The organism is Collimonas sp. GW821-FHT07E08 (genome assembly GCF_059418905.1).
On record NZ_JBWKQR010000012.1, the window covers coordinates 188,119 to 211,298 of the forward strand.

The 23,180-nt window shown below is 62.6% G+C and carries 24 protein-coding genes; 11 read left to right on the forward strand and 13 right to left on the reverse strand.

All coding sequences use genetic code 11. The annotated features are described in order from the left end of the window. Positions 1–6: 6 nt before the first annotated feature. Positions 7–1,404, reverse strand: a complete 1,398-nt coding sequence (locus tag AC07RZ_RS17165) for an eCIS core domain-containing protein (RefSeq protein WP_494668837.1) — start codon at positions 1,402–1,404, stop codon at positions 7–9. A gap of 171 nt (positions 1,405–1,575) precedes the next feature. Continuing rightward, positions 1,576–2,499 (reverse strand): LysR family transcriptional regulator, encoded by a 924-nt coding sequence (locus AC07RZ_RS17170; RefSeq protein ID WP_494668838.1) that lies wholly within the window; start codon positions 2,497–2,499, stop codon positions 1,576–1,578. A gap of 138 nt (positions 2,500–2,637) precedes the next feature. Between AC07RZ_RS17170 and AC07RZ_RS17175 the strand changes: the two genes are divergently transcribed. Genes AC07RZ_RS17175 through AC07RZ_RS17185 form a run of 3 tightly spaced genes read left to right on the forward strand, consistent with a single transcriptional unit; the run spans position 2,638 to position 4,701 of the window. Then, positions 2,638–3,396 carry a 3-oxoacyl-ACP reductase family protein gene (locus AC07RZ_RS17175; protein WP_494668839.1) on the forward strand — a complete coding sequence of 253 codons (759 nt, stop codon included), beginning with the start codon at positions 2,638–2,640 and terminating at the stop codon, positions 3,394–3,396. A 51-nt stretch (positions 3,397–3,447) separates the two neighbouring features. Continuing rightward, the gene (locus AC07RZ_RS17180) at positions 3,448–4,287 is read left to right on the forward strand and encodes a helix-turn-helix transcriptional regulator (protein ID WP_494668840.1); all 840 of its coding nucleotides are present in this window, start codon (positions 3,448–3,450) and stop codon (positions 4,285–4,287) included. Between the two features lie 51 nt (positions 4,288–4,338). Further along, positions 4,339–4,701: a VOC family protein gene (locus AC07RZ_RS17185; protein ID WP_092400606.1), complete on the forward strand. Its 363-nt coding sequence runs from the start codon at positions 4,339–4,341 to the stop codon at positions 4,699–4,701. A gap of 75 nt (positions 4,702–4,776) precedes the next feature. Here the strand turns inward: AC07RZ_RS17185 and AC07RZ_RS17190 are convergent, their stop codons facing one another. From AC07RZ_RS17190 to AC07RZ_RS17200, 3 genes are all read right to left on the reverse strand, one after another. Continuing rightward, a complete protein-coding gene (locus AC07RZ_RS17190) occupies positions 4,777–6,645 on the reverse strand; it encodes a DUF885 domain-containing protein (RefSeq protein WP_494668841.1) in 1,869 nt (622 codons plus the stop codon). A gap of 282 nt (positions 6,646–6,927) precedes the next feature. Continuing rightward, on the reverse strand, positions 6,928–7,212 hold the full coding sequence (locus AC07RZ_RS17195) for an HU family DNA-binding protein (protein WP_014004094.1): 285 nt from the start codon (positions 7,210–7,212) through the stop codon (positions 6,928–6,930). Between the two features lie 312 nt (positions 7,213–7,524). Next, the gene (locus AC07RZ_RS17200) at positions 7,525–8,184 is read right to left on the reverse strand and encodes a Rossmann-fold NAD(P)-binding domain-containing protein (RefSeq protein ID WP_494668842.1); all 660 of its coding nucleotides are present in this window, start codon (positions 8,182–8,184) and stop codon (positions 7,525–7,527) included. Positions 8,185–8,316: 132 nt separating this feature from the next. Here AC07RZ_RS17200 and AC07RZ_RS17205 point away from each other — a divergent pair, with 132 nt between their 5' ends. Further along, positions 8,317–8,940: a TetR/AcrR family transcriptional regulator gene (locus AC07RZ_RS17205; RefSeq protein ID WP_494668843.1), complete on the forward strand. Its 624-nt coding sequence runs from the start codon at positions 8,317–8,319 to the stop codon at positions 8,938–8,940. 16 nt (positions 8,941–8,956) lie between these two features. On the opposite strand, the gene AC07RZ_RS17210 is transcribed toward AC07RZ_RS17205, so the two are convergent. The 3 genes from AC07RZ_RS17210 to AC07RZ_RS17220 all read right to left on the reverse strand — a co-directional run bounded on the left by AC07RZ_RS17210 (position 8,957) and on the right by AC07RZ_RS17220 (position 11,060). Beyond that, positions 8,957–9,349, reverse strand: a complete 393-nt coding sequence (locus AC07RZ_RS17210) for a hypothetical protein (RefSeq protein WP_494668844.1) — start codon at positions 9,347–9,349, stop codon at positions 8,957–8,959. Between the two features lie 74 nt (positions 9,350–9,423). After that, positions 9,424–9,927: a hypothetical protein gene (locus AC07RZ_RS17215; RefSeq protein ID WP_494668845.1), complete on the reverse strand. Its 504-nt coding sequence runs from the start codon at positions 9,925–9,927 to the stop codon at positions 9,424–9,426. A 167-nt stretch (positions 9,928–10,094) separates the two neighbouring features. Further along, the gene (locus tag AC07RZ_RS17220; RefSeq protein ID WP_494668846.1) at positions 10,095–11,060 is read right to left on the reverse strand and encodes an SDR family NAD(P)-dependent oxidoreductase; all 966 of its coding nucleotides are present in this window, start codon (positions 11,058–11,060) and stop codon (positions 10,095–10,097) included. Positions 11,061–11,160: 100 nt separating this feature from the next. On the opposite strand from AC07RZ_RS17220, the gene AC07RZ_RS17225 reads away from it, so the two are divergent. Both AC07RZ_RS17225 and AC07RZ_RS17230 read left to right on the forward strand, forming a co-directional pair. Beyond that, positions 11,161–12,084, forward strand: coding sequence for a LysR family transcriptional regulator (locus AC07RZ_RS17225; RefSeq protein WP_494668847.1), 924 nt, complete (start codon positions 11,161–11,163; stop codon positions 12,082–12,084). Further along, positions 12,072–12,986: a LysR family transcriptional regulator gene (locus AC07RZ_RS17230; protein ID WP_494668848.1), complete on the forward strand. Its 915-nt coding sequence runs from the start codon at positions 12,072–12,074 to the stop codon at positions 12,984–12,986. The genes AC07RZ_RS17225 and AC07RZ_RS17230 overlap by 13 nt, the downstream gene beginning before the upstream one ends. Here the strand turns inward: AC07RZ_RS17230 and AC07RZ_RS17235 are convergent. The 3 genes from AC07RZ_RS17235 to AC07RZ_RS17245 form a co-directional block, all read right to left on the reverse strand. Then, on the reverse strand, positions 12,965–14,068 hold the full coding sequence (locus AC07RZ_RS17235) for an alkene reductase (RefSeq protein WP_494668849.1): 1,104 nt from the start codon (positions 14,066–14,068) through the stop codon (positions 12,965–12,967). The genes AC07RZ_RS17230 and AC07RZ_RS17235 overlap by 22 nt on opposite strands. 39 nt (positions 14,069–14,107) lie before the next feature. Beyond that, on the reverse strand, positions 14,108–14,668 hold the full coding sequence (locus AC07RZ_RS17240) for an ester cyclase (protein WP_494668850.1): 561 nt from the start codon (positions 14,666–14,668) through the stop codon (positions 14,108–14,110). Positions 14,669–14,922: 254 nt separating this feature from the next. After that, positions 14,923–15,537, reverse strand: coding sequence for a TetR/AcrR family transcriptional regulator (locus tag AC07RZ_RS17245; protein WP_494668851.1), 615 nt, complete (start codon positions 15,535–15,537; stop codon positions 14,923–14,925). Between the two features lie 588 nt (positions 15,538–16,125). Between AC07RZ_RS17245 and AC07RZ_RS17250 the strand changes: the two genes are divergently transcribed. Next, entirely contained in the window at positions 16,126–16,548 is a 423-nt protein-coding gene (locus tag AC07RZ_RS17250) for a DUF4148 domain-containing protein (RefSeq protein WP_494668852.1), read from the forward strand. Between the two features lie 110 nt (positions 16,549–16,658). Here AC07RZ_RS17250 and AC07RZ_RS17255 read toward each other — a convergent pair whose 3' ends face one another. Further along, positions 16,659–17,573 carry a LysR family transcriptional regulator gene (locus AC07RZ_RS17255; protein WP_494668853.1) on the reverse strand — a complete coding sequence of 305 codons (915 nt, stop codon included), beginning with the start codon at positions 17,571–17,573 and terminating at the stop codon, positions 16,659–16,661. Positions 17,574–17,702: 129 nt separating this feature from the next. Here AC07RZ_RS17255 and AC07RZ_RS17260 point away from each other — a divergent pair, with 129 nt between their 5' ends. Further along, positions 17,703–18,446 carry an SDR family NAD(P)-dependent oxidoreductase gene (locus AC07RZ_RS17260; protein WP_494668854.1) on the forward strand — a complete coding sequence of 248 codons (744 nt, stop codon included), beginning with the start codon at positions 17,703–17,705 and terminating at the stop codon, positions 18,444–18,446. A gap of 42 nt (positions 18,447–18,488) precedes the next feature. Continuing rightward, the gene (locus AC07RZ_RS17265) at positions 18,489–18,722 is read left to right on the forward strand and encodes a tautomerase family protein (RefSeq protein ID WP_494668872.1); all 234 of its coding nucleotides are present in this window, start codon (positions 18,489–18,491) and stop codon (positions 18,720–18,722) included. Positions 18,723–18,749: 27 nt separating this feature from the next. Here the strand turns inward: AC07RZ_RS17265 and AC07RZ_RS17270 are convergent, their stop codons facing one another. Further along, on the reverse strand, positions 18,750–20,180 hold the full coding sequence (locus AC07RZ_RS17270; RefSeq protein WP_494668855.1) for an aminotransferase-like domain-containing protein: 1,431 nt from the start codon (positions 20,178–20,180) through the stop codon (positions 18,750–18,752). Between the two features lie 157 nt (positions 20,181–20,337). On the opposite strand from AC07RZ_RS17270, the gene aptA reads away from it, so the two are divergent. Continuing rightward, positions 20,338–21,666, forward strand: coding sequence for an omega-aminotransferase AptA (gene aptA, locus AC07RZ_RS17275; RefSeq protein ID WP_494668856.1), 1,329 nt, complete (start codon positions 20,338–20,340; stop codon positions 21,664–21,666). Positions 21,667–21,678: 12 nt separating this feature from the next. Then, on the forward strand, positions 21,679–23,178 hold the full coding sequence (locus AC07RZ_RS17280; protein WP_144738132.1) for a CoA-acylating methylmalonate-semialdehyde dehydrogenase: 1,500 nt from the start codon (positions 21,679–21,681) through the stop codon (positions 23,176–23,178). Positions 23,179–23,180: the final 2 nt, after the last annotated feature.

Here is a 23,180-nt window from a genome sequence, read left to right on the forward strand (position 1 = left end):
CTCGCATCAGAAATTTAAAAATGGCGCGCTGTCGAAGCCTGAGCCAATCAGGATGACGGATACCTGTACCTTTAAATCCACCCCGCCGGCAACGGCTGCTGCCTTGGCCAGCTCAAAAACCCGGATGACATTGTCAGCGCTCTTGTTCAGGAATGAAAGCTGGCGAGGATCAATTTTACCTTTGGCCAGCGCCTTCGCAGTCTGCTTCTGCGCACGGGTCGAGGTTTCCGCCGCGCTCAAAATGACGCCGAGCCGCGTGTACTCCGCCTGGTCCACCATCACGCCTATGTCGATGTCGCCCGGAGCCGGATTGCGCAAGCTCGAGCCCTGCACCCGGATCGCAGTTGGGTGGATCCCCAGGGCTTCCACCAATGCACCAATTCTTGCCTTGAAGCGGTCAAAGTTCTCTAGGCTGGCGAACGGAAATGGATACCCCCTCGGTTCGACAACATCTTTCCACGCATTGAGATGCGCCACCAGCTCATCCAGGCCCAGTCCTTTGATGCCGGCCAGGCGCGTCAGGTCTAACGCCAATTCGGGGGCTTTGACCTGGGCGATGTCGTCGAAGATCATCACCTGGTACATCTCCAGAGGAATATTTCCGGTCCGGGCCATGCTTGCAAACAGCCGGATGTAACGACGCCATGGGTTGGTCGTGTATTCGGAAAGGGCGCCTTCGAGACCTGCTACCGTATATTCGTCGAGGACTTGCGCCTCCGATTTTCTCGCACCGCCATACACCTTGGCCCATTCTATCCAGTCCCGGTAGATACTCAATTCGCCTGGATCGAGCTGCGCCAGTTCATCCTCGCCCATGCGTTGTACGGCGCCGTCGCCTCGTCTCCGTGCAATCGCTCTACCGTCCAGATGCAAGGGTCCGGTAGCGGGATTTTCCGCCATGGCCCTCGCTCCCATTGCGTCGGCTTCATGCTCCAGCCCGGCGTCGTTGTTCACCCGCGCGCCGCCCTTCATCTGCATGGTTGGTTTTACGCGGCCCTGCGCCTGCTGCACCACATGCCATGCCTCATGCGCAAGATGGCGTTCCTGTCCGGGGGCGATAAATATATCTGTGCCTTGGGTAAAGGCTAACGCGTGGAGGCGCGCCGGTTGCGCCGAGTTGTAGTGGACCCGGACGTTGTCCAGCGACATGCCGGACAACGCTTCGACACCGGACTTGAGCTTGTCCGGCAGTCCGGTGCTGCCAGCTTCGGCGCCGGACCGGCTCCCGGGCCGGTCCGCCGGCGTTTCCCTGCGCTGTATCGCGCTGCTTGCGTAGCTGTAGTTTTCCATTGCACTCAGATAATTGGCATTGGACGCCATCGCAGGCGGCAAGACTGGAGCAATCGATATCTGATGCTGGCTGTCGGCCGCCGTCTTGGGTGTTTGCATCAGCTTTGCTGGCATGATTGTTCATCCCGATCGGTATGAGGGAGGTGCAACGTTAAATTAGCACAGTTTCCAATTGGAAATATCGCCCTTTTAAGCGCCAGCCGTTACCTCAACTCGCAGGCGATCGCATCGTTCATGCATGCGGCGCAATACGCTGCGCTATTGACGCCCTACGCTTTACCAGGTTCAGAATGCCGAAAAATGCCTGGCCAGTTCCTGCGCCCGGAAATGTTCCACCACATAGTCGACAAACACCCGGGTCTTGGCCGGCAGCAGTTTTTGCGCGGCAAAGTAGAGCGACAAGCTGCCGCCGTCGACGTACCAGTCCGGCAGCACGCGCACCAGGGCGCCGCTGCGCAGGAACGGCAACGCGTTCGGCATGCTGACCAGGGCGATGCCGAGGCCCATCTGTGCGCTCTCGCAGGCAGCTTCGGGATCGCTCATGGTCATGCGCATGCGCAGCGTCACCGGCGCTTGTTGATTGGCGCGGTTGCGCAGCGGCCAGGGGCGCACCCGCCCGGTTTGCGGCGAACGGATGAAAATGCCGTCGAATGCGTGCAGGTCTGCCGGCGAAGCCGGCGCCGGCCGCTCGCTGAAATAGCCTGGCGCGGCTACCAGCACACGATGCGCCGGCCCGAGTTCGCGCGCCACGACGCCGGGCGGCAGTTCGAAACCGCCGCCGATGGCGGCATCGAAACCTTGCGCGATCAGGTCGACCTGGCGGTTATCGAAATGCCAGTCGGGCGAGATCGCCGGGTATTTCGCCAGGAACGGCGCCAGCAGCGGCACCATGTAGGCCCGGCCGAAACCCGTGCCCATGCTGACCTTGAGCATGCCGGCCGGCTGCCCGCCGGCGCTGGCCAGGTTGTCGACGGCTGACTGGATCGACGTCAGCCCATCCCTGATTTCATGCAAAAAACTTTCGCCGGCCTCGGTCAGGGCCAGGCTGCGGGTGCTGCGATGGAACAGGCGCACACCCAGCCCCGCCTCCAGCCGCGCCACGTTCTTGCCGACTGCCGCCGAGGTCATGCCCAGCCGCCGCGCCGCTTCGGAAAAGCTGCCGGCCTCGGCGCTGCGGACGAAACATTGCATGCCAATCATCGTTTCCATGGGATTATTTTAAACCTTTAGTATCAATTGAATATAAGTATTAATGGCTAGTAACGACATAATGATCGGCAGATACTTCGCTTGTCAACCGGGCGCCAGCCACTTCGGCAAGCGCCCCCACCAACAAGGAGAAATATCATGGCCACCAATCAAGAAACAACAGTCCTCGCCAATAAAGTCGCTTTCGTCCAAGGCGGTTCACGCGGCATCGGCGCCGCCATCGCCAAACGGCTGGCCCGCAACGGCGCTGCCGTCGCCCTGACCTATGTCAGCTCGGCCGAACGCGCCGCGCAAGTGGTCAAGGACATCGAAGCCGCCGGCGGACGCGCGCTGGCAATCCGCGCCGACAGCGCCGATGCGGACGCCATCAAGGCGGCGATCGGACAAACCGTCGCCGCTTTCGGCCGGCTCGATATCCTGGTCAACAATGCGGGCGTGCTGGCGATTGCGCCGCTGGCAGAATTCAGCCTGGAAGATTTCGACCGCACGCTGGCGATCAATGTGCGCAGCGTGTTCGTGGCGACGCAGGAAGCGGCGCGGCACATGGTGGAAGGCGGCAGGATCATCAATATCGGCAGCACCAACGCCGACCGCATGCCGTTTGCCGGCGGCGGCCCCTATGCGATGAGCAAATCGGCGCTGGTCGGCCTGACCCGCGGCCTGGCGCGCGACCTCGGCCCGCGCGGCATCACCATCAACAACGTGCAGCCGGGCCCGGTCGATACAGAGATGAATCCGGCCGGCAGCGAATTCGCCGCCAGCCTGAAAGCGATGATGCCGGTCGGCCGTTATGGCACGGACGAGGAAATCGCCGGTTTTGTGGCGTACCTGGCCAGCCCTGAGGCGGCGTACATCACCGGCGCCAGCCTGACTATCGACGGCGGATTTGCCGCCTGACACAGGTTGCGGCGGCCTCACGCCGCCGCGATTTGGCGTAGACTTGGCCGGATGAATACCCTGATTCTTTCGCAAAGCGCGTCGGCCACGGTGATCGATTACCGCTGCAGCGCCAGCCCGGGCGACCGCCCGGTCACCGAATCGCACCACAGGCATTCGGTGTCCTACGTGCGGCGCGGCAGCTTCGGCCTGCGCTATCGCGGCGTGCAGCATGAGCTGGTGCCTGGGTCAGTGATGATCGGCCACCCCGGCGATGAATATTGCTGCACCCATGACCATCATGTGTGCGGCGACGAATGCCTGTCTTTCCAGTTTTCCCCGGAATGCATCGAATCGATCGGCGCCAAGGAATCGCTTTGGCGCAGCGGCGCCTTGCCGCCGCTGAACGGCATCATCATGCTCGGCGAACTGGGGCAGGCCGCGGCCGAGGGACGCAGCGATGTCGGGCTGGAAGAGATCGGGCTGATGCTGGCTGCGCGTTTCGTCGCACTCGGCTCCGGCAAGCATTCGGCGCCGGCGCCGACCACCAGCCAGGACCGGCGCCGTGCGGTCAATGCCGCCATGTGGATTGCCGCGCATGCGCATGAAGAGATGGATCTCGAACGCACCGCCGGCGAGGCGGGCATGAGTCCTTTCCATTTCCTGCGGCTGTTCAGCCGCGCGCTCGGCGTCACGCCGCACCAGTACCTGCTGCGTTCAAGGCTGCGCAATGCGGCGCGCCTGCTGGCCGATGGCCGCTCGGTCACCGACACGGCCTACGACGTCGGCTTCAACGATTTATCCAATTTCGTGCGCACCTTCCATCGCGCCGCCGGTGTCTCGCCCAAGCATTTCCAGCGCGTGGCGCGCGGCGAGCGCAAGATTTTCCAAGAAAAACTGGATACGATCTGAAATGATGGCTGCCTGACGCATCCATCCGGCTGCGATGACAAGGAGACCATCATGTTCGACCACATCGGATTGAAAGTGAAGAACCTGGACGCCAGCGTGCGCTTCTACCAGGCTGCGCTGGACCACCTGGGCTATGTCCTGGCCGCCGAGGGCGACGGCTATGCCGGCTTCGGTCCGCCGGACCAGCCCGCGCTCTGGTTATATGCTGCCGCGGATGCGCCGGCCGGAGCCACCCATGTCGCTTTCCGCGCCGCCGGCCACAAGCAGGTCAACGGTTTTCATGCGGCCGGCCTGGCGGCCGGCGGGCGCGACAACGGCAAGCCGGGCCTGCGCACCGAGTACAGTCCGACTTACTACGGTGCGTTCCTGATCGATCCGGACGGTAACAACGTCGAAGCGGTTTGCCCGGACTGACTGGCGCACAAGGAAGGAGCAGCTTGCTGAAACCGTACGGCGGCGCGCCGGTTTCAGCAAGCCACGCTGCGCCTTTTATACGGTCCGCAAGCCAGCGATGTAGCGATCGATCACGCTCGGCAGCACCGTCAGCGGCACGCCGCCGCATTTCACCAGCGCGTCATTGAAGCCGGCCAGGTCGAACCTGCTGCCCAGCGCCGTTTTTGCCCGTTCGCGCTGGCGCAGGATCTCGTTGTGCCCCATCTTGTAGCCGCAAGCTTGTCCCGGCGACACGCAATAGCGGTCGATCTCGCTGGTCATGGCGGCCGTACCGCGGCCGGTGTTTTCGACCAGGAACCGGATCGCCTGCTGCCGTGTCCATTTCATCGCGTGCAAGCCGGTGTCGACCACCAGGCGGCAGGCGCGGAATTGCTGTGCCTGCAGGTAGCCGACCTGGCTGAACGGATCCGTTGCGTACAAGCCGAATTCATCCACCAGCTGTTCGGCATACAGCGCCCAGCCTTCGACAAAGGCGTTGAAGCCGATCAGCGACGTAATCAGCGGCATCTGCGCATGATGCTCGGCCAGGTATGCGCCCTGCCAGGTGTGGCCGGGTATCCCTTCGTGCGCGGTCAGCGTGGCGATTTCGGATTTCGGCCAGAGCGTGGTCGATTTCAGGTTGATGTAATAAATCGCCGGCCGCGATCCATCCAGCGCCGCGAAGTTCATGTAGCCGAGCGCCGCGCCGGCTTCGATATCGGGCGGCACGCGCTTGATCACCAGCGGCGCCTTCAGGTCGAGATGCGAAATTTTTGGCATCAGCGTCCGGATGGCGGCGACACGTTCATTGCAATAGGCGATCAGCTGCTCGCGTCCGCGGTCATCGTCGGCATAGAAGCGCTTCGGGTCTTTCGACAGCCCCAATATGCGTTCGCCGACCGTGCCTTGCGTGATGCCCTGCGCCTTGAGGATGGCGTCGATGCGCGCCTGCAGCATCTTGTTCTGCTCCAGCCCGATCGCATGGATTTCGCTGGCGCCACGGGTGGTGGTGGTTCCCAGCTTGAGCGCCCATTCATAATACGCCGCGCCATCGGGCAGGCGATGCACGCCGGCGACATCGGTAGCCTTGGCGGTGGCTTTGGCGAAGGTGTCGATCTGCCGTTCCAGCGCCGGATACACCAGCGTATCCACCAGCTTGGTCGCGCGCGCTTCCCAGTCTCCGTCGATGCCGAGTTTCCTGGTGCGCCCGGCAATCGAGGTCACCAGTTTTTGCGCCGCCGCCGGCGTCTTGCGATAGTTGCGCAGCTGGCCCAGCGCGGTATGCGCGATGAAATCCGGCGGCAGGATGCCCTTGGCGGCTTGTCCGGCGATGCGCGCGCTTTCCTGGTCGAGCACGCGCGCCATCGCGCTCACGCGCTCAAGATAAGCTTCGGCATCGGCCGCGTTGGCGATCTTGTGCTGCGAATCGAGGAATTCAGGCACCGCGGTCAACGCCCCATCCTGCTGGGTCACCGGAAACGGCGCCGTGCCGCCATTAACGCCGCTGGCCGCGCCGCCGTAGGAAAAGCGCAAACCTTCCGCGCCTGCGCTTGCCGCATATTTCACGCTGTCGTAGCGAACTTGCGCATCGGCGCCGAGTTTGGCGCGTTCCACCGGAGCCAGGCGAGCCAGCATCGATTTCACCTGGCTCGCCCACGCGGCGTCGCCGGCGGGAGAGGCGTCCGGCAAGCGCGATTTGAGCCCCGAGCGGGCGCCGGAATCGAGCCCTAGCGAGGTCGCCGAAGTCGGCGCCAGGCGCAGGATTTCTTCCGCAAAATCGGCCAGCAGGGTGGAGAATTGCGCATCGGCCGGCAGTGCTTCCTTGGCCTGGGCGCCGGCGATGCGAGGCAGTACGGCTACGGCAGCGGCGGACAATGCGCTCAGCAGCAGCTCGCGGCGCGAAAAAGTATTGGGGGTGTCGTTCATGGAATCCTTTTGTTGCTGGGAGAAAAGAATTTATGCGTTGCCGACCTTAGCGCGAGTGCCGGAATGGTGTCAATCGAATTTCACGCCTGCATCCTGATGCGGATTACAGATCCGGTTCCGCGTTTGGGGAGAGCGCGGACCTGGCGCCGGAAAGGATGCGTTTGCCATGAACAGCAAGCTGATGATTTACGCGGGGTGCTACAGATGGGAATGCGGACAGTCGAGAATTCTCCTGCCGAAAAAAAAGCCCCCTGAATTTCTCCAAGGGGCTTTTTTATTACATCATTTCTTCTTCTTGTTCACTGCATCTTTGAATGCTTTACCAGCTGTGAACTTGACAGTCTTGGCTGCGGCAATCTTGATTGCTTCGCCGGTACGCGGGTTACGACCGGTGCGTGCAGCGCGTTTGCCGGAAGAGAACGAACCAAATCCAATCAACTGAACAGTACTACCTTTAGTCACGGCCTTGATCACGTTGTCGACAACGGATTCCAAAGCGCGCTGTGCAGCGGCCTTCGAAATTTCGCAATCAGTGGCAATGGCGTCGATCAATTCGGTTTTGTTCATTTCGTTAAATCCTCAAAAAAAGTGGTGAGTTGCAAATTCTAGCACCGTATTTGCTTGGAATCGGCGATGTAGACTACCGCAAACGCGGGATTGAGACAAATTGCTTTTGAAATTCCGTTTGCAGGCAGTTGTATCTGTAGCACAAAAATCCGGTTTTACGATAAAAAAGAACGCCTTCATGCGTAAATTTTGAGCAAGGCGCCGTCGACCGATGCCCGCAAAGCGCAGTCGCCATGCGGCGCGCCGGACTTGCCGGATCTCCGGCAGCACCATGATCAGCAGCCTGACTTGCGGTTTTTGCGGCGCAGGAAACTAGACCGCGTTGATGTCGGCGGTCTCGAGCACCTGCTTCGGTCCGCCTTGCCGCGCCAGCTTGATCATCGCGCGTCCCATCTGTTCGGTGGTGGTGACGTGCCTGGGGAACAGGCGCCTGGCCAGCGGCAGCAGCGGCGCCGCCAGCGTATAGAACAGCTGGTAGGACCGCGTCTTGGAGCGCACGCCGTGCAGCGGCTGGATCACGCCGGGACGGAACATGAAGGCGGCCTTGATCGGCAAGCGCAGCAAAGCATTTTCGGTGCGGCCCTTGACCCGCGCCCACATGCTGCTGCCGTGCTCGCTGGAATCGGTGCCGGCGCCGGACACGTAGGTCAGGGTCATGCCGGGATTGCCCGCCGCCAGCGTCTTGGCGATGGCCAGGGTGAGGTCGTAGGTGAGTTCGGTATAGCGTTCTTCCGACATGCCGGCCGACGATACGCCGAGGCAGAAGAAGCAGGCGTCGTAACCTTGCAATGCTTCGGCATGGTCGGCGATACGGGCCAGGTCAGGAACCACCAGTTCCTGCAATTTGCCGGAGGCGCCGACGCTGGCGCTGCGGCCGACGGCCAGCACGGATTCAACCTCGGCGTCGAGCAGGCATTCGCGCAGCACGCCTTGCCCGACCATGCCGCTGGCGCCAAACAGGATTACTTTCATTGCAGGTTCCGATCTTGTTGTAGTGCTGACGGCGATCCGATGAATTTATTACACTGCACAGTGTAGTTTCTATTTTCAAGAAAGTAAACTGACAGGTGTAGAATTCGCTTATCCACAATCTTGAAGCACACCATGGCTACAGCCCAACGCCTCACCGACCGCAAACGCGATGCCATCCTCCAGGCAGCGATCGCCGAGTTCCGCGCCAACGGTTTTGAAACCACCAGCATGGACAAGATCGCCGCCCGGGCAGAGGTGTCCAAGCGCACGGTGTATAACCATTTTCCCGGCAAAGAGGAACTGTTCGCCGAAATCCTGATGCAGTTATGGACCAGCAGCGCAGAACAGCATGCACTCAGCTATCGCCATGATAAGCCGCTGCGTCCGCAGTTGCTGGAGCTGATGCAGTCCAAGATGCGCATGCTCAGCGACGGCAATTTCCTCGACCTGGCGCGGGTGGCGATTGCGGCCACCATCCATTCGCCGGAGCGGACCCAGGACATGGTCGCCAAGCTGGGCGAGCGCGAAGAAGGCGTCAATACCTGGATCGCCGCGGCCCAGGCCGACGGCAGGCTGAAGCCGGCCGATCCCGCGTTCGCCGCGCACCAGCTGCAAGGCCTGCTGAAGACTTTCGCGTTCTGGCCGCAGGTCACGCTGGGGCAGCCGCCGCTGGCGGCTGAGCTGCAGCAGCAGGTGGTGGATTCCGCGATAGACATGTTCCTGGCTTATTACGAGGTAGCAGGTAAAAGCCGGTGAAGCTGCCAGCCCAGCGTCAGCCTTGCCGGCCTGCGCCGGCCGGCTGCGGCAGGCGGCCCGGTTCGGCGGCGCAGCCCGAAAAATCCGCGCTCGGCAACGCGGCCGGGCCATACCATTCGTAGACGCCGGCAAAACCGCCGGTGCGCAAGATCCAGGCGCGCTTCTGTTCCTGGTTGATCCAGGCCTGGTGGTTGTAGCCGTCGGCGACGTGGCCGTTTCGGTTCGGCAGGACAACGGCGAGCAGGGATTGGCCCGGCGCTTCGGCCGGCGCGGACACCCGCGGCAGCGCTTGGGTGAAGCCTGAGAAGGAAATGCCGTAACGGCTGATCAAGGCTTCGGCCACGGCGCAATCGGCCCAGGCCGGCAAGGCCGCGCTGGCGGCGATGGCGAAAACGGCTGCACGCATCATGCTGGCGTCCCTCTACGTAACTTGAGCCGATGGGTATTGCGGCCCGGCGTCGACGCCAGGCCGCGGCACGGCAATCAGAAATGCCGTTTGACTATTTCGCCGAATGCTTCTTCGGCGGAACTGCCTTTGAGCATCAGCTCGGTGATTTCGGCGGTATGCTCGCCGATGCCGTCCGGCAGCGCCTGGCGGTTGCTGCGGAAATATTCATAGCGCGCAGCGTCGACCAGATCCTTGGCTTTCATCGCCACCGCACCTCCGCGCGTGCCGCCGCTGCGGCTGACGACGCGGCCGCCGGCGGAGCTGCGGGTGGCCGTGCTGGAGCGGAAACCGCCGGCGGCGATGGCTGCCTTGATTTGTTCCAGCGTGAATACCGGCGTGGCGTTGGCGCCGGTGAATTCATCTTCCTTCGGGTGCAGCAGGTGGTTATTGCTGTCGAACGCCATTTTCTTTTCGGCGCTGTTGGTCAGCTGGTAATACGGACGCGGCCCCGGGCTTGCCAGTCCGAATTGCACGCGGTCGCCGTATACCTCCATCTTGCCCATGACATCTTTCAGGTATGCCGTTGTCAGGGAGTCCATCTTGCCGGTCCAGCGTTTGGTTCTTGTCGTGTTCAAAATGCGTTACTTCCAATAATGATGGCTGCATATTGCAACAGCAGCCGTTTATGAATCGATTGCAGTACGCATTATCTCCCGACACGATTTGCTGGGCATGGCCCACGGCAAAATATATTGTTGCCCGCAGATCATTTTTTCAGGCAGCCCATGCCGGCAAGCGTCGCCTCCAGCGCCACGTCCAGCTCGGTATGCGGCTCGCTGCCGAGCAACTGCAGCAGGCGCCGGTTGTCCAGGCGCAAAGGCTGGCGCCACAGGTAGCTGACCTCGCGCAGTTCGCGGAAAACCGTGACAAACGGCGACGCCAGCGGCAGCAGCCACCAGGGGAAGCGTTTTATCTTCATGCCCGGCTGGCCGGCCACCCGCCCGATGGCAGCCACCATTTCAGTGCCGTCGGCGTCCCAGTGGCCGTTCATGTGGAAGGTATCGAATGCAGCCAGCGACTGTTCGCGCTCGATCAATTGCATCATGGTCTCGGCCACGTCCGGCAGGTAAGCCCACTGGTGGCCGATGCCGCGCTGCCCGGGGTAGGTGACCGCCGTCACCGGCCGGCCCGGCTTGACCATGCCTTGCGAAAACCAGGAATTGGCCAGGTGCGGTCCAAAAAAATCGCCCGCGCGCACTACCAGCGAACGTACTCCGTCCTGCGCGGCCTGGCGCAGCCGGCGCTCCATCTGCACCCGGATCGCGCCTTTGCGGGTGCTCGGGTTTTGCGGCGAGGTCTCGCGCAGGTCGGGAAAGGCGTCCGTGCCGTAGTTGTACACCGTGCCGGGCAAGATGATGCGGGCGCCGGATGCGCGCGCCGCGGCGATGCTGTTTTCTATCATCGGCATCACCAGCTGGGCCCAGTTGCGGTAGCCAGGCGGGTTGACCGCATGGACGATGATGGCGGCGCCGGCGGCGGCGGCCACCACATCCTGCTCCTGCATGGCGTCGCCCTGGCGCCAGACGATGCCGCTGCCGCGGCTGGCGGCGGCCATCTGGTCGGCGCGCCGGTGCAGCGCCCGCACCTGCCAGCCGCGCTGCATCAGTGTTTTCGCCATGGCGCCGCCGATGCCGCCGGTGGCGCCGAGCACCAATGCGATTTGCTGTTTCATGATGTGCACTCCTTTAAAAAAATGTTGTAGGAGTCCAGCGTAACAGTGTAGCTATTAGTTTAAAATTGGCTATCTTCACATATCTTCTATACATATTTGTATGACTATCCAAGAACCTGGATGGGACCTGTACCGGGCGTTCCTGGCAGTGCTGGAAGAAGGCTCGCTGTCCGGCGGCGCCCGCAGCCTGGGGTTGACCCAGCCCACCATGGGACGCCAGATCGAAGCGCTGGAGCTCGCGCTGGGGGTGAAACTGTTCACCCGTTCGCAAACCGGGCTGGCCGCCACCGACATCGCGCTCACCTTGCGGCCATTCGCTGAAAACCTGCGCGCCACCGCCAGCGCCTTGCGCCGCGCCTCGACCGGCGCCGGCGGCGGCGGCACGGTGCGCGTCACGGCGCCGGAAGTGGTCTGCGTCGAGGTCTTGCCGCCGATCCTGACCGCGCTGCGCGAAACGCACCCAGCCATCAAGATTGAACTGGTGGCGTCGAACCGGACCCAGGACCTGCTGCAGCGCGACGCCGATATCGCCGTAAGGATGGTGCAGCCCAGCCAGGCGGCCCTGGTCGCGCGCCGGGTGGGCGCCATTCCGCTCCGCCTGTTTGCGCATCGCCGCTACCTGGACCTGGCCGGCATGCCGGCTAGCATCGCCGCACTGAAACAGCACACGCTGATCGGCTTCGACCAGGAAACCAACTACATCCGCGCCATGCAAAAGCGCGGCCTGCCGCTGTCGCGCGACATGTTTTCGCTGTGCACCGACAACCAGCTGGCGCAGCTGGCGGCGATCCGCGCCGGTTACGGCATCGGCATGTGCCAGGCGCCGCTGGCCAGGCACAACCCGGATTTGTCGCCGGTGCTGCCGGAAACGATCAGGGACCAACTCGAAACCTGGATCGTGATGCATGAAGACCTGCGTTCCAGCGAGCGCTGCCGGATCGTCTTCGACGCCTTGGCCAACGGCGTCTCCCGCTACATAACCGATGCCGACCATCCAGCCAGGACCACGCCATGGACCGACTAAGTGTGATGAGATTGTTTGTCGATGCCTCGACGCTAGGCAGTTTTTCCGCCGCCGGGCGCAAGCACGGCTTGTCGCCGGCCGCCTCCAGCGCCGCCATCCAGCGCCTGGAAACGACGTTGCGGGTCAAGCTGTTCGAACGCACCACGCGCCGCCTGCGGCTGACCGAGGAAGGCCAGCTCTACAAGGAATACAGCCAGCAGGCGCTGGAGCTGATGGACCAGGCCGAGCAGATGCTGCAGGCGGGCAAGAGCCTGGTGCAGGGCACGGTCAGGATTTCGGCGCCGTCGGACCTGGGGCGCAATCTCTTGCTCAGCTATCTCGACGAATTCCAGCGCCAGTATCCGCAGGTGCAGTTCGCCTTGTCGCTGACCGATTCCACCGCCAACCTGGTGCAGGACGATATCGACCTGGCGATCCGCTACGGCATGCCGCCCGACAGCGCCATGGTGGCGCGGCCGCTACTGCCCAACCGGCGCGTGGTCTGCGTAGCGCCGGAATGCGCGGCGCGCGTCGGCCTGCCGCAGACGCCGGAGCAGCTGGCCGGCCTGCCGGCGCTGGTGCTGTTCAACGCCGCCGGGCCGATGAACGAATGGCGCTACCGTGCCGGCGGCAAGCCGAAAGCGGTGCGGGTCAGCCACTACCAGCAGAGCAACGATGGCGAAATCATCCGCAAATGGGCTTTGCTCGGCCACGGTTATGCCTACAAATCGCTGCTCGATATCAGCGCCGATTTGCGGGCTGGCCGGCTAATCACGGTGCTGGATGAATTTTTCACCGAAAGCGCGCCGCTCAACGTGCTGTATCACCGCAGCAGTTTCCAGCCGCCGCGGGTCAAGCTGCTGATCGAGTTTTTGCAGGAGCGTTTCGCCACTGGCTTGGCTCAGGCGGAAGCCGGCGGATAGTCGGTATACCCGGCACGCTCGCCGCCGAACAGGGCAGCGCCATCGTGGCCGGCCAGCGGCAGCTTCTCTGCCAGCCGCCGCGGCAGGTCCGGATTGCCGACAAACGGCCGGCCGAACGCCACCAGGTCCGCCAAGCCTTGTTCCAGGATCCGCGCCGCACGTTCGCTGTCGTAGCGGCCGGCGACGATCAGGCTGCCGTTGAACACCGCGCGCAGGTCGTGGCGGAACTGGTCGGGAATGGTGGGCGCATCATCCCAGTCGGCTTCCGCCAGGTGGATGTAGGCGATGCCGAGGCGGTCCAGGCCGGCGGCGGCGTGCAGGATCGCCGGCACGATTTCGGGATCGGCCATGTCCTTGAAGGTGATGTAGGGCGCAAGCCTGATGCCGAGCCGGTGCGCGCCGATTTCGTCGGCCACTGCGGCCGCCAGTTCCAGCAGGAAGCGGGTGCGGTTTTCGATGGTTCCGCCGTACTGGTCGCCGCGCTGGTTGGAGACGGTGCGCAAGAACTGGTCGACCAGGTAACCGTTGCCGCCATGGATTTCAACGCCGTCGAAACCGGCGGCGATGGCGTTTGCCGCGCCCTGCCGGAAATCGGCGATCACATCCTGGATTTCCGCCACCGACAGCGCGCGCGGCACCGGGCAATCGACCATGCGGCCGACGCCGTCGTCGCCGACGATCCAGACCTGGGTACCGCGCGGCTGTATCGCCGAAGGCGCCACCGGCGCGCCGCCGTCCTGGAATACGCCATGCGAGACCCGGCCGACATGCCACAGCTGCAGGAACATCTTGCCGCCCGCCGCATGCACGGCATCGGTGACCAGCCGCCAGCCGGCCACCTGTGCCGCATCATAGATGCCGGGCGTGAAGGAATAACCCTGGCCCTGGCGCGAAATCTGGGTCGCTTCGCTGACGATCAGGCCGGCGCTGGCGCGCTGCGCATAATATTCGGCCATCATGGCATTCGGTATATCGCCCGGCTGCGAACTGCGGGCGCGCGTCATGGGCGCCATCACGATGCGGTTGGCCAGTTGCAGGCTGCCCAGTTGCACCGGGTCGAACAGAGTGTTTGCTGAAGACATGATTAAATTTCCCGTAAGAAGTGAAGATCGATGCTGCGATCAAGGCTGGATTGCGCCGAATTGCTGCATCAGCGCCAGGTTGTCTTCCAGGTGCCAGTTGTCGGCAATGCGGCCATCGGCTATCCGGTACAGGTCGAAGGCCCGGAAATCGATTGCCTGGCCCTTGCCCTTGAGCTTGCCGAACTGGCCGCTGAAATGGCCGCGGAAGTGCAGGTGGAGCGAGACGCGGTCGCCGGCGACCACCATGTCGTCGATCTCCATGGACAAGTCCGGCACCGCGCTACGGAAGCCTTGCGATGCCTGCAGCGGACCGGCCACGCCTTGCAGGCGTCCGGCGGGCAAAGTGCGGTCGATGAAATCGGGAGCGAGCGCCAGCTGCGCATATCGCTCGTCGCCGGTGTTCCAGAAAGCGGCGTAGCGGCGTGCCGCCAGGATCAGCGGCGCAGCGTCGGCCGGATTGCCGGCGATGGCAAGATGATGCGGTTCAGGCAGGTTGCTGTCGTCGGCCTGGGCGGCCATGCTGCAAACCGCCAGGCTGAACAACGGTGCTGCGACCGCGGCCGACAGCAGGCGACGGGTGGGAAGAAGTACGGATGCCATGAAAAAATCCTCGCTGTTGATTGAACGGTGTACCAATGGAGGCATTGTCCGTTCTAGCGAGGATTTTGATAATTAGGCGCGACATTGAATCATTTGCTTGTTTTTATTGAATATAACCATCCACACGCCGAAGGATTTACGGCAAACACATTCCTGTGCCAGCGCCAAACCGCAGACATGCCAAATTGCAAATCCGGAAAAAAACTGAAGACTTGCCGCCGCTCACGGCAATCTGCATGAACGGCGTCCTGGAATCAGGATAAGGCGGCGTCAGCCGTCGCCGCTTGCTGTTTGCCGCTTTCCGGCGTCACGGCAGAGCGCAGCATTGCCGATGCCGCGTCAAGCCGGCAAGGCTTGCCGAACAGGCGCGCGGAAATCAGGCCGCTTTGCAGGGCGCCGAGGATCGTCATGGCATAGACCGACGGCGCGGCGGGCAATTTGACGCCCTTGTCGGCGACCGCGCGTTCCAGCCGCTGGGTGATCCAGGCTTCGTGCATGCTGTAGAAAGCCTGCAAGGCAGTCAGCACGTTCTGCGGCAGGCTGGTAGCTTCGGCCGCCAGCATGCCGCACAGGCAGACGCGGCCGGTGCCGAGGTTCTTGCGCCACAGCGCCAGGTATTTCTCGACCTGCTCCTTGAGCGGTCCATTGACATCCATGTCGCGCATGATTTCGCCGATATTGGCCGCGTAGGCTTGCACCGCGGCCAGCGCCAGGTCTTCCTTGGTCGGGAAATAATAGTGGATGCTGGAAGTCTTGACGCCGACCAGCTCGGCCAGGTCGCGGTAGCTGAAGCCGTTATAGCCGCGCGTACCCAGCAAGACCAGCGTGTGCTCCAGCAATTGTTCGCGTACGGGGGAAACGGCCTTCATGATTTTTTTACCTATAAAGAGATAGCGATACACGATACCGGCAAAGGCAGCCGGATTTCAGGCAGCCGCGCTTGCTGCTGCCATGCTACGTCTTTTATACCCCGGCCGGCAATATTCTGACTTCTGACGGCACGGACGTGGAATCTAAAATCAAAAAGACGCTACGTCTATATATTATCTACTGAAAGGTAGATAATCAAGGCGTTTATGGGCTTGCCTGCCTTTTGAAAATCAATTGTCGTTATTATTAAATTCTATTTGACTACCTAGCAGTAGATAACTATAGTTACATCACAGTAGTTGCAGACACGTTGTTTTTAGCAGTTAGCGACCCAGGTTTGGTTTTTATTCAGCAACAACTGGATCGCACGACGTGCCCGGACTGCCGGCGGTGGATTAGTGGGCTGGAAAGCGTCAAATATGAAAGACGCTTTTTATTTTCCCGGTTTATCTATCTAGTGATAGATGCAAATCAAATCCTCGCCGGCAGCCAGGACGGTGCAGCAGCAATGCTTATCCGTCAGTTCATGCGCTTGTGCGACCGCTGCATTTGGCACTTTGTCATTCACTTAAAAAGAAAGAACCATCATGAAAACCCAACTGATCGCCGCATTGGCACTGGCTGCAATTGTTTCAGCTCCTTCATTCGCTTCCGACAACGTCACCCCGCTCACCCGCGCTCAAGTCCAGGCTGAACTGGCCCAAGCCCGTGCTGCCGGCCAACTCGATTTCGCCGGTTCGCAATATCCGGTGTTCCTGCCGTCCAACGCCCAAAGCTCGGCCACTGGCAATACAGCCAGTGGTAAAACCCGTGCTGAAGTGCAGGCAGAACTGGCAAAAGCCCGCGCTGCCGGAGAACTCGATTTCGCCGGTTCGCAATATCCCGTGTTCACCGTCTCCAGCACTGCTGGCAAGAGTCGTGCTGAAGTCCGCGCAGAACTGGCTGACGCCCGGAACTCCGGCCTGATCAATTTCGCCAACTATCCGCTTGAAACAAACACAGGCAATTGATCGCATGCAGTCCATTCCCGGCGGCATGCGGGGAGCGTTGCAAATGACAAAACCCGCGCCTCATGAGGAGTGCGCGGGTTTTTTATTGTCGCCGCTTTTGTGCCGGAGCCTCAGGTCCGGCCCAGGTGCTTGACCATGAAGTCGACGAAAGTACGCACCCGCAGCGACAGATGGCGGGCGTGCGGATACAGCAGGATGAAGGGCCGCGTACTGCCGCCGAACTGCGGCAGCAGTTCGACCAGTTCGCCCTGCTGCAGCGCCTGCTCGACCACGAAGCGGTAAGTTTGCACCAGCCCCGCGCCGCCGCGCGCCAGGGTGGCGACGGCGAGCACGTCTTCCGAGCAGCAATAGCCGCCATCGGTCACGATATCGGCCTCCTTGCCGTCGACCATGAAAGTCCAGGGAATGCGGCGGCCGGTGCTGGGCCGTTCGAACTGGATGCAATCGTGCCGCTCCAGGTCGGCCAGCGTCTGCAGCGCCGGCGACCGCTGCAGGTAAGACGGCGCCGCCACCAGCACCAGCTCGGCGTCTTCCAGCTTGCGCGCGATCAGGTTGGAATCCTCCGGCGCACGGCCGCGGATCGCCAGGTCGTAGCCTTCGTCGGCAAAATCGATATTGCTGTTGCTCAGGTGGACATCGATCCGCACCTGCGGGTATAGCGCGCGAAACTGCGGCAGCAAGGGCAGCAGGCGATAGTGGCCGAACGGCGTCGGCATGCTGATGCGCAGCAGCCCGGCCGGCGCCGCCTGCTCGCCGGTCACCTCGCGCTCCGCGTCCACCAGCTGCGACAAAGCCTGGCGGCACTGCTCGAAATACACGCGGCCGCTATCGGTCAGGCGGATCTGGCGCGTGGTCCGCACAAACAGGCGCACGCCCAATCTCTCCTCCAGCCGCGACACCGACCGGCTCACGGCCGCAGGCGTGACGCTGGCCGACATCGCCGCCGCCGTGAAACTCCCCAGTTCGGCGGCCAGGCAAAACAGCTCGATGCTGCCCAGCAGGATGTCGTCGAAATTGCGTTTCATGAAAGCGCCTTATTCATTACATGGTGTATCAAGTTAATTGTGAAAACCTGTATTTATCTACCAATACCGCATAAGTATAGTGCATCACATCGGGACCAGAGAGCCCGCCTAACCACAAGGAGTATCACCATGAACAGCAACCGGAAAACCGTCATCATCACCGGCGCCTCCAGCGGCATCGGTTTCGCCCTGGCCGAGGCGTACCTGCAGCGCGGCTATAACGTGGTCGGCAACGCCCGCACCATCGAGCGCCTGCTGGCGGCCGCCGAAAAACTCGGCAATCCGCCCAATTTCCTGGCGGTGGCCGGCGATATCGCCCGGCCGGCAACGGCGAAAGCGCTGTTCGAGCGCGCCATTGCGGCGTTCGGCAAGGTCGACATCCTGGTCAACAACGCCGGCGTGTTCATCGCCAAGCCGGTCGGCGACTATACCGAGGACGATCTCGATGCCCTGGTAAGCACCAACCTGAAGGGCTTTTTCTATCCATCGCAGCAGGCTGCCGCACACATGGCCGCCAACAAGAGCGGACATATCGTCACCATCAGCGCCAACATCGCAATGCAGCCGACCGTAAAAGTGCCGGCATTGCTGCCGGTGCTGATCAAGGGCGGCCTGATCAATGCCACGCGGGCGCTGGCGATCGAACTGGCGGCGTCCAACGTGCAGGTCAACACGGTAGCGCCCGGCATCATCCAGACGCCGCTGCACGGCGACTATGAAAATTCGCGGGCCTTCTTCAACACGCTGTCGCCTTCAGGCCGCACCGGCAGCACCAAGGACGTGGTCGACGCCGTGCTGTACCTGACCGATGCCGGCTTCATTTCCGGCGTAGCATTGCCGGTGGACGGCGGCGCCACCGCCGGCACCTGGTAATTCCAGGCGAAAAAAAAGCGGGCCGATGCCCGCCCTCAAACCATTTACTCCAGGAGTTCCAGCATGCCATACGTCAATATCCGCGTCACCCGCGAAGGAGTCACCGCGGAACAGAAACAGCAACTGATTGCCGGCGTCACCGAGTTACTGGCGCGCGTGCTCAACAAGAAACCGGCCACCACCTTCGTCGTCATCGATGAAGTCGATACCGACAACTGGGGCGCGGGCGGCGAAAGCGTCACCGTCATCCGCAAACGCGAAGCGGCGGCGGGTTAGCCCTCGGCCGTCGGCGAAAAGGGCCGGCTAACCGCCGGCCGGCAGTTTCCGGAAGAACTCAGACAGCTTGGGCAAGTCCGAAAAAGCTACATTGAAACGGAACCAGGCGTGTTCCGGTTGCGATACATAAAAGAATTCTCCCGGCGCCAGCCAGATGCCCTGCTGCAAGGCCAGGTCGCCGATTGCCTTGGCGCTCAACGCCGCATGCGGCATCCTGGCCCAATAAAACATGCCGCCGCGCGGCGGGCCGAACGGCAGCAGGCCGACTTCCTCCAGCCTGGCGCTGACCTGCGCCTGCGCGGTGAGCAAGGTGCTGGCCAGGCGCTCGACGTGCCGCCGGTGATGGCCTTCGGTCAGCGCGTTGTACACCAGCCGCTCGGTGATTTCGGAATTGGTCAGGGTCAAGACCATCTTGGTGCGCGCAAATTCCTTGGCGAGGTCCGCCTGGCAGGCGATGAAACCCAGCCGCAGCGAGGGGGCGATGGTCTTGGAAAAACCGCTGACATAGATCACGCGCCGCAAACCGTCCAGCGCCGCCAGCATCGGATCGGTGGCTTGCGCCAGCTCGCGGTACAGATCGTCTTCCACCACCCAGAAGCCATGCCGTTCGGCGGATTGCAGCACCCGCATTGCACAGGCCGGGGTGTAAGTGGTGCCGGTCGGATTCTGCAGTACCGGGTTGGTGAAAAAAATCTTCGGCCGGTGGATCTGCGCCAGCTCTTCCAGCCGCTCCAGGTCGACTCCGCTCACGGTGCGCGGTACGCCGACCACATGGATGTCGGCCAGCCGCAGCATGGCGATCAGGTTGCAATAACCGGGCTCTTCGATGAACACGGTGTCGCCCGGTTTCACCAGGGTGCGCATGATCAGGTCCAGCGCCTGGGTGACGCCATGGGTGGTGATTACCTGGTCCGGGCCGATGTCGAGCGACCAGTTGGCGAACGATTTGGCGATCGTCTGCCGCAGCGGGCCGTAACCGAACGGATGGCCGTAGCCCACCTGCTGGGCGCCGGGCGAGCGGATGATGCGCCGCTCCGCCGCATGCAAACCCTCGCCGTCGAGCATGCTGCTTGGCAGCCAGCCGCAGCCGGCCTTGATCGGCACCCGCTCGTCGGCAAACACTTCGGAAAACAGCCAGGCCGAATCGATCACCGGATTGGGCATGATCGAAGGCATGCCGCTGCTCTCGGGCTGCTCGCGCTTGGCGATGAAAAAACCGGAACCGCGCCGCACGATCAGCAAGCCGTTGGCCACCAGCCGTTCATAAGCTTCGACGATCGTCGAGTTGCTGACTCCCTGCTGCAGCGCGAACTGGCGGATCGACGGCAGCCGTTCGCCCGGCCGCAGCTTGCCGTTTTCGATCATGCGGCCGAGGCCCGCCACCACCTGCTCGACCAGGCTCAGCGCCGACTGCGGCTGCAACAGCGGGGGAAAACGCGAAACCTGGGTGTCAGTCATAGGCCCCTCAAGTGTATTCAGTACAGATTGCTATCGGCAACAGTACACTTTCCGCAATTTGTACAAAGTGTATCTAACAATCTGGATTGTAGCTGCAATAATCGACGCCATGGCGAAACTTCGCCAACCATCGTCAATCACCGCAACCGAGCCCATCATGCACACACAACAATCGGATCAGGACCTGTCGGCATTCTGGATGCCATTCACCGCCAACCGCCAGTTCAAGGAAGCGCCGCGCATGTTCGTCTCGGCCAAAGGCATGTATTACCAGACCGACGACGGCCGTCCGATACTCGACGCCACCGCCGGCCTGTGGTGCGTCAACGCCGGCCATTGCCGCGCAGAGATCACCGCCGCCGTGACGCGGCAGATCGGCAGCATGGATTACGCGCCATCGTTCCAGATGGGACATCCGCTGGCGTTTGAAGCCGCGCGCAAGGTAGCAGGGCTGATGCCCGCCGGGCTGGACCGGATTTTCTTCACCAATTCCGGTTCGGAAGCGGTCGACAGCGCACTCAAGATTGCCCTGGCTTACCACCGCGCGCGCGGCGACGGCCAGCGCACGCGCTTCATCGGCCGCGAACGCGGTTATCACGGCGTCGGTTTCGGCGGCATCTCGGTCGGCGGCATCGTCGGCAACCGTAAGGCCTTCTCGGGCAACCTGATGCCCGGCGTCGATCACCTGCAGCACACCCTGAATATCGCCGAAGCCGGCTTCAGCCGCGGCCAGCCGGCTTGGGGCGGGCACCTGGCGGATGAACTGGAACGGCTGGTGACGCTGCACGACGCCTCCACCATCGCCGCGGTCATCGTCGAGCCGCTGGCCGGTTCGACCGGCGTGCTGATTCCGCCGGCGGGTTACCTGGAGCGCTTGCGCGAGCTGTGCAGCAAGCACGGCATCCTGCTGATTTTCGATGAAGTGATCACCGGGTTCGGCCGCCTCGGGGCGCCCACCGCCAGCGCCTATTTCGGCGTCACGCCAGACCTGATCACGCTTGCCAAGGGCATCAACAACGCCGCCATTCCAATGGGCGCGGTGGCGGTGAAACGCGAGATCCACGACGCCGTGGTGCAATCCGCCGCCGCCGGCGCCATCGAGCTGATGCACGGTTATACCTATTCCGCCCATCCGGTGGCCGCCGCCGCAGCCATTGCCGCCATCGACTTGTACCAGAGCGAAGGCTTGTTCGAGCGGGCGCGCGGATTGTCGCCGCTGTTCGAGAAAGCCGCCCATGGCGTGGCCGGCGCGCCGCACGTCAAGGATATCCGCAACCTCGGCCTGGTGGCCGGGATCGAGCTGGAACCGCGGCCGCAGGCGCCGGGCGCGCGCGCTTACGAAGTATTCCGCAAGTGTTACGAAAAGGGCGTGATGGTGCGCTACACCGGCGACATCCTGGCTTTCTCGCCGCCGCTGATCGTCCAGCCGGAAGAAATCGAACGCATGTTCAGCACAGTGCGCGAAGCACTCAACGAAACCAGATAATCGGGACTTACCATGAGCACTCCTCAAGTCAATCACTTCATTTCCGGCGCGTTGGCGGCCGGCCGCTCCGAGCGTTATTCGGACGTCTACAATCCGGCCACCGGCGCCGTGGTCGCCCAGGTTGCGCTGGCCTCGGCGCAGGAAGTGGACAAAGCCGTCGCCAGCGCCCGCGCAGCGTTCCCGGCCTGGGCCGAAACCTCGCCGCTGCGCCGCGCCCGCATCATGTTCAAGTTCAAGGAACTGCTGGAACAGCATCACGACCAGCTGGCGGCCCTGATCACGCGCGAACACGGCAAAGTGTTTTCCGACGCCAAGGGCGAAGTGGTGCGCGGCATCGAAGTGGTGGAGTTCGCTTGCGGCATTCCACACCTGCTGAAGACCAGCCACACCGACAATATCGGCGGCGGCATCGACAACTGGAACCTGCGCCAGCCGCTGGGCGTGGTGGCCGGCATCACGCCGTTCAACTTCCCGGTGATGGTGCCGATGTGGATGTTCCCGGTGGCGATCGCCTGCGGCAACTGCTTCATCCTGAAACCGTCCGAGCGCGATCCTTCGGCCAGCCTGCTGATCGCCGCCCTGCTCAAGCAAGCCGGCCTGCCGGACGGTGTCTTCAACGTGGTGCAAGGCGACAAGACGGCTGTCGATGCCTTGCTGGCGCATCCCGATGTACAGGCGTTGTCGTTTGTCGGTTCAACCCCGATTGCGGAATACATCTACACCGAAGGCGCACGCCGCGGCAAACGCGTGCAGGCGCTGGGCGGCGCCAAGAACCACCTGGTGGTGATGCCGGACGCCGATCTCGAACAGGCGGTCGATGCTTTGATCGGCGCCGCCTACGGTTCGGCCGGCGAGCGCTGCATGGCGATCTCGGTGGCGGTCGCGGTGGGCGACGTCGCCGACCGCCTGGTGGAGCGGCTGGCGCAACGCGCCGCCGCGCTCAAGATCGGCAACGGCGACCAGGCCGATTCCGAGATGGGGCCGCTGGTCACCGCCGTGCACAAGGCCAAGGTCGAAGCTTATATCGCCAAGGGCGTTGAAGAGGGCGCCAGGCTGCTGGTCGATGGCCGCGGCCACAGCGTTGCCGGCCACGAGAACGGTTTTTTCGTCGGCGGCACCCTGTTCGACCATGTGACCCCGGAAATGACCATCTACAAGGAAGAAATCTTCGGCCCGGTGCTGTCGGTGGTGCGGGTGCCGGACCTGGCCAGCGCGGTAGAACTGGTCAATGCCCACGAATTCGGCAACGGCGTTTCCCTCTTTACCAGCGACGGCGGCGTGGCGCGCGCATTTTCACGGCAGATCCAGGTCGGCATGGTCGGCATCAACGTGCCGATCCCGGTGCCGATGGCCTGGCATTCCTTCGGCGGCTGGAAACGTTCGCTGTTCGGCGACCACCATGCTTACGGCGAGGAAGGGATCCGCTTCTATACCCGCTACAAGAGCATCATGCAGCGCTGGCCGGACAGCATCGCCAAGGGCGCCGAGTTCACCATGCCGGTGGCCAAGTAAAC

What these genes read in the sequence shown, in the direction of transcription:
- AC07RZ_RS17165 (WP_494668837.1), bottom strand. Translation starts at nt 1,404, where the DNA reads ATGCCAGCAAAGCTGATGCAAACACCCAAGACGGCGGCCGACAGCCAG.
- AC07RZ_RS17170 (WP_494668838.1), bottom strand. Translation starts at nt 2,499, where the DNA reads ATGGAAACGATGATTGGCATGCAATGTTTCGTCCGCAGCGCCGAGGCC.
- AC07RZ_RS17175 (WP_494668839.1), top strand. Translation starts at nt 2,638, where the DNA reads ATGGCCACCAATCAAGAAACAACAGTCCTCGCCAATAAAGTCGCTTTC.
- AC07RZ_RS17180 (WP_494668840.1), top strand. Translation starts at nt 3,448, where the DNA reads ATGAATACCCTGATTCTTTCGCAAAGCGCGTCGGCCACGGTGATCGAT.
- AC07RZ_RS17185 (WP_092400606.1), top strand. Translation starts at nt 4,339, where the DNA reads ATGTTCGACCACATCGGATTGAAAGTGAAGAACCTGGACGCCAGCGTG.
- AC07RZ_RS17190 (WP_494668841.1), bottom strand. Translation starts at nt 6,645, where the DNA reads ATGAACGACACCCCCAATACTTTTTCGCGCCGCGAGCTGCTGCTGAGC.
- AC07RZ_RS17195 (WP_014004094.1), bottom strand. Translation starts at nt 7,212, where the DNA reads ATGAACAAAACCGAATTGATCGACGCCATTGCCACTGATTGCGAAATT.
- AC07RZ_RS17200 (WP_494668842.1), bottom strand. Translation starts at nt 8,184, where the DNA reads ATGAAAGTAATCCTGTTTGGCGCCAGCGGCATGGTCGGGCAAGGCGTG.
- AC07RZ_RS17205 (WP_494668843.1), top strand. Translation starts at nt 8,317, where the DNA reads ATGGCTACAGCCCAACGCCTCACCGACCGCAAACGCGATGCCATCCTC.
- AC07RZ_RS17210 (WP_494668844.1), bottom strand. Translation starts at nt 9,349, where the DNA reads ATGATGCGTGCAGCCGTTTTCGCCATCGCCGCCAGCGCGGCCTTGCCG.
- AC07RZ_RS17215 (WP_494668845.1), bottom strand. Translation starts at nt 9,927, where the DNA reads ATGGACTCCCTGACAACGGCATACCTGAAAGATGTCATGGGCAAGATG.
- AC07RZ_RS17220 (WP_494668846.1), bottom strand. Translation starts at nt 11,060, where the DNA reads ATGAAACAGCAAATCGCATTGGTGCTCGGCGCCACCGGCGGCATCGGC.
- AC07RZ_RS17225 (WP_494668847.1), top strand. Translation starts at nt 11,161, where the DNA reads ATGACTATCCAAGAACCTGGATGGGACCTGTACCGGGCGTTCCTGGCA.
- AC07RZ_RS17230 (WP_494668848.1), top strand. Translation starts at nt 12,072, where the DNA reads ATGGACCGACTAAGTGTGATGAGATTGTTTGTCGATGCCTCGACGCTA.
- AC07RZ_RS17235 (WP_494668849.1), bottom strand. Translation starts at nt 14,068, where the DNA reads ATGTCTTCAGCAAACACTCTGTTCGACCCGGTGCAACTGGGCAGCCTG.
- AC07RZ_RS17240 (WP_494668850.1), bottom strand. Translation starts at nt 14,668, where the DNA reads ATGGCATCCGTACTTCTTCCCACCCGTCGCCTGCTGTCGGCCGCGGTC.
- AC07RZ_RS17245 (WP_494668851.1), bottom strand. Translation starts at nt 15,537, where the DNA reads ATGAAGGCCGTTTCCCCCGTACGCGAACAATTGCTGGAGCACACGCTG.
- AC07RZ_RS17250 (WP_494668852.1), top strand. Translation starts at nt 16,126, where the DNA reads ATGAAAACCCAACTGATCGCCGCATTGGCACTGGCTGCAATTGTTTCA.
- AC07RZ_RS17255 (WP_494668853.1), bottom strand. Translation starts at nt 17,573, where the DNA reads ATGAAACGCAATTTCGACGACATCCTGCTGGGCAGCATCGAGCTGTTT.
- AC07RZ_RS17260 (WP_494668854.1), top strand. Translation starts at nt 17,703, where the DNA reads ATGAACAGCAACCGGAAAACCGTCATCATCACCGGCGCCTCCAGCGGC.
- AC07RZ_RS17270 (WP_494668855.1), bottom strand. Translation starts at nt 20,180, where the DNA reads ATGACTGACACCCAGGTTTCGCGTTTTCCCCCGCTGTTGCAGCCGCAG.
- aptA (WP_494668856.1), top strand. Translation starts at nt 20,338, where the DNA reads ATGCACACACAACAATCGGATCAGGACCTGTCGGCATTCTGGATGCCA.
- AC07RZ_RS17280 (WP_144738132.1), top strand. Translation starts at nt 21,679, where the DNA reads ATGAGCACTCCTCAAGTCAATCACTTCATTTCCGGCGCGTTGGCGGCC.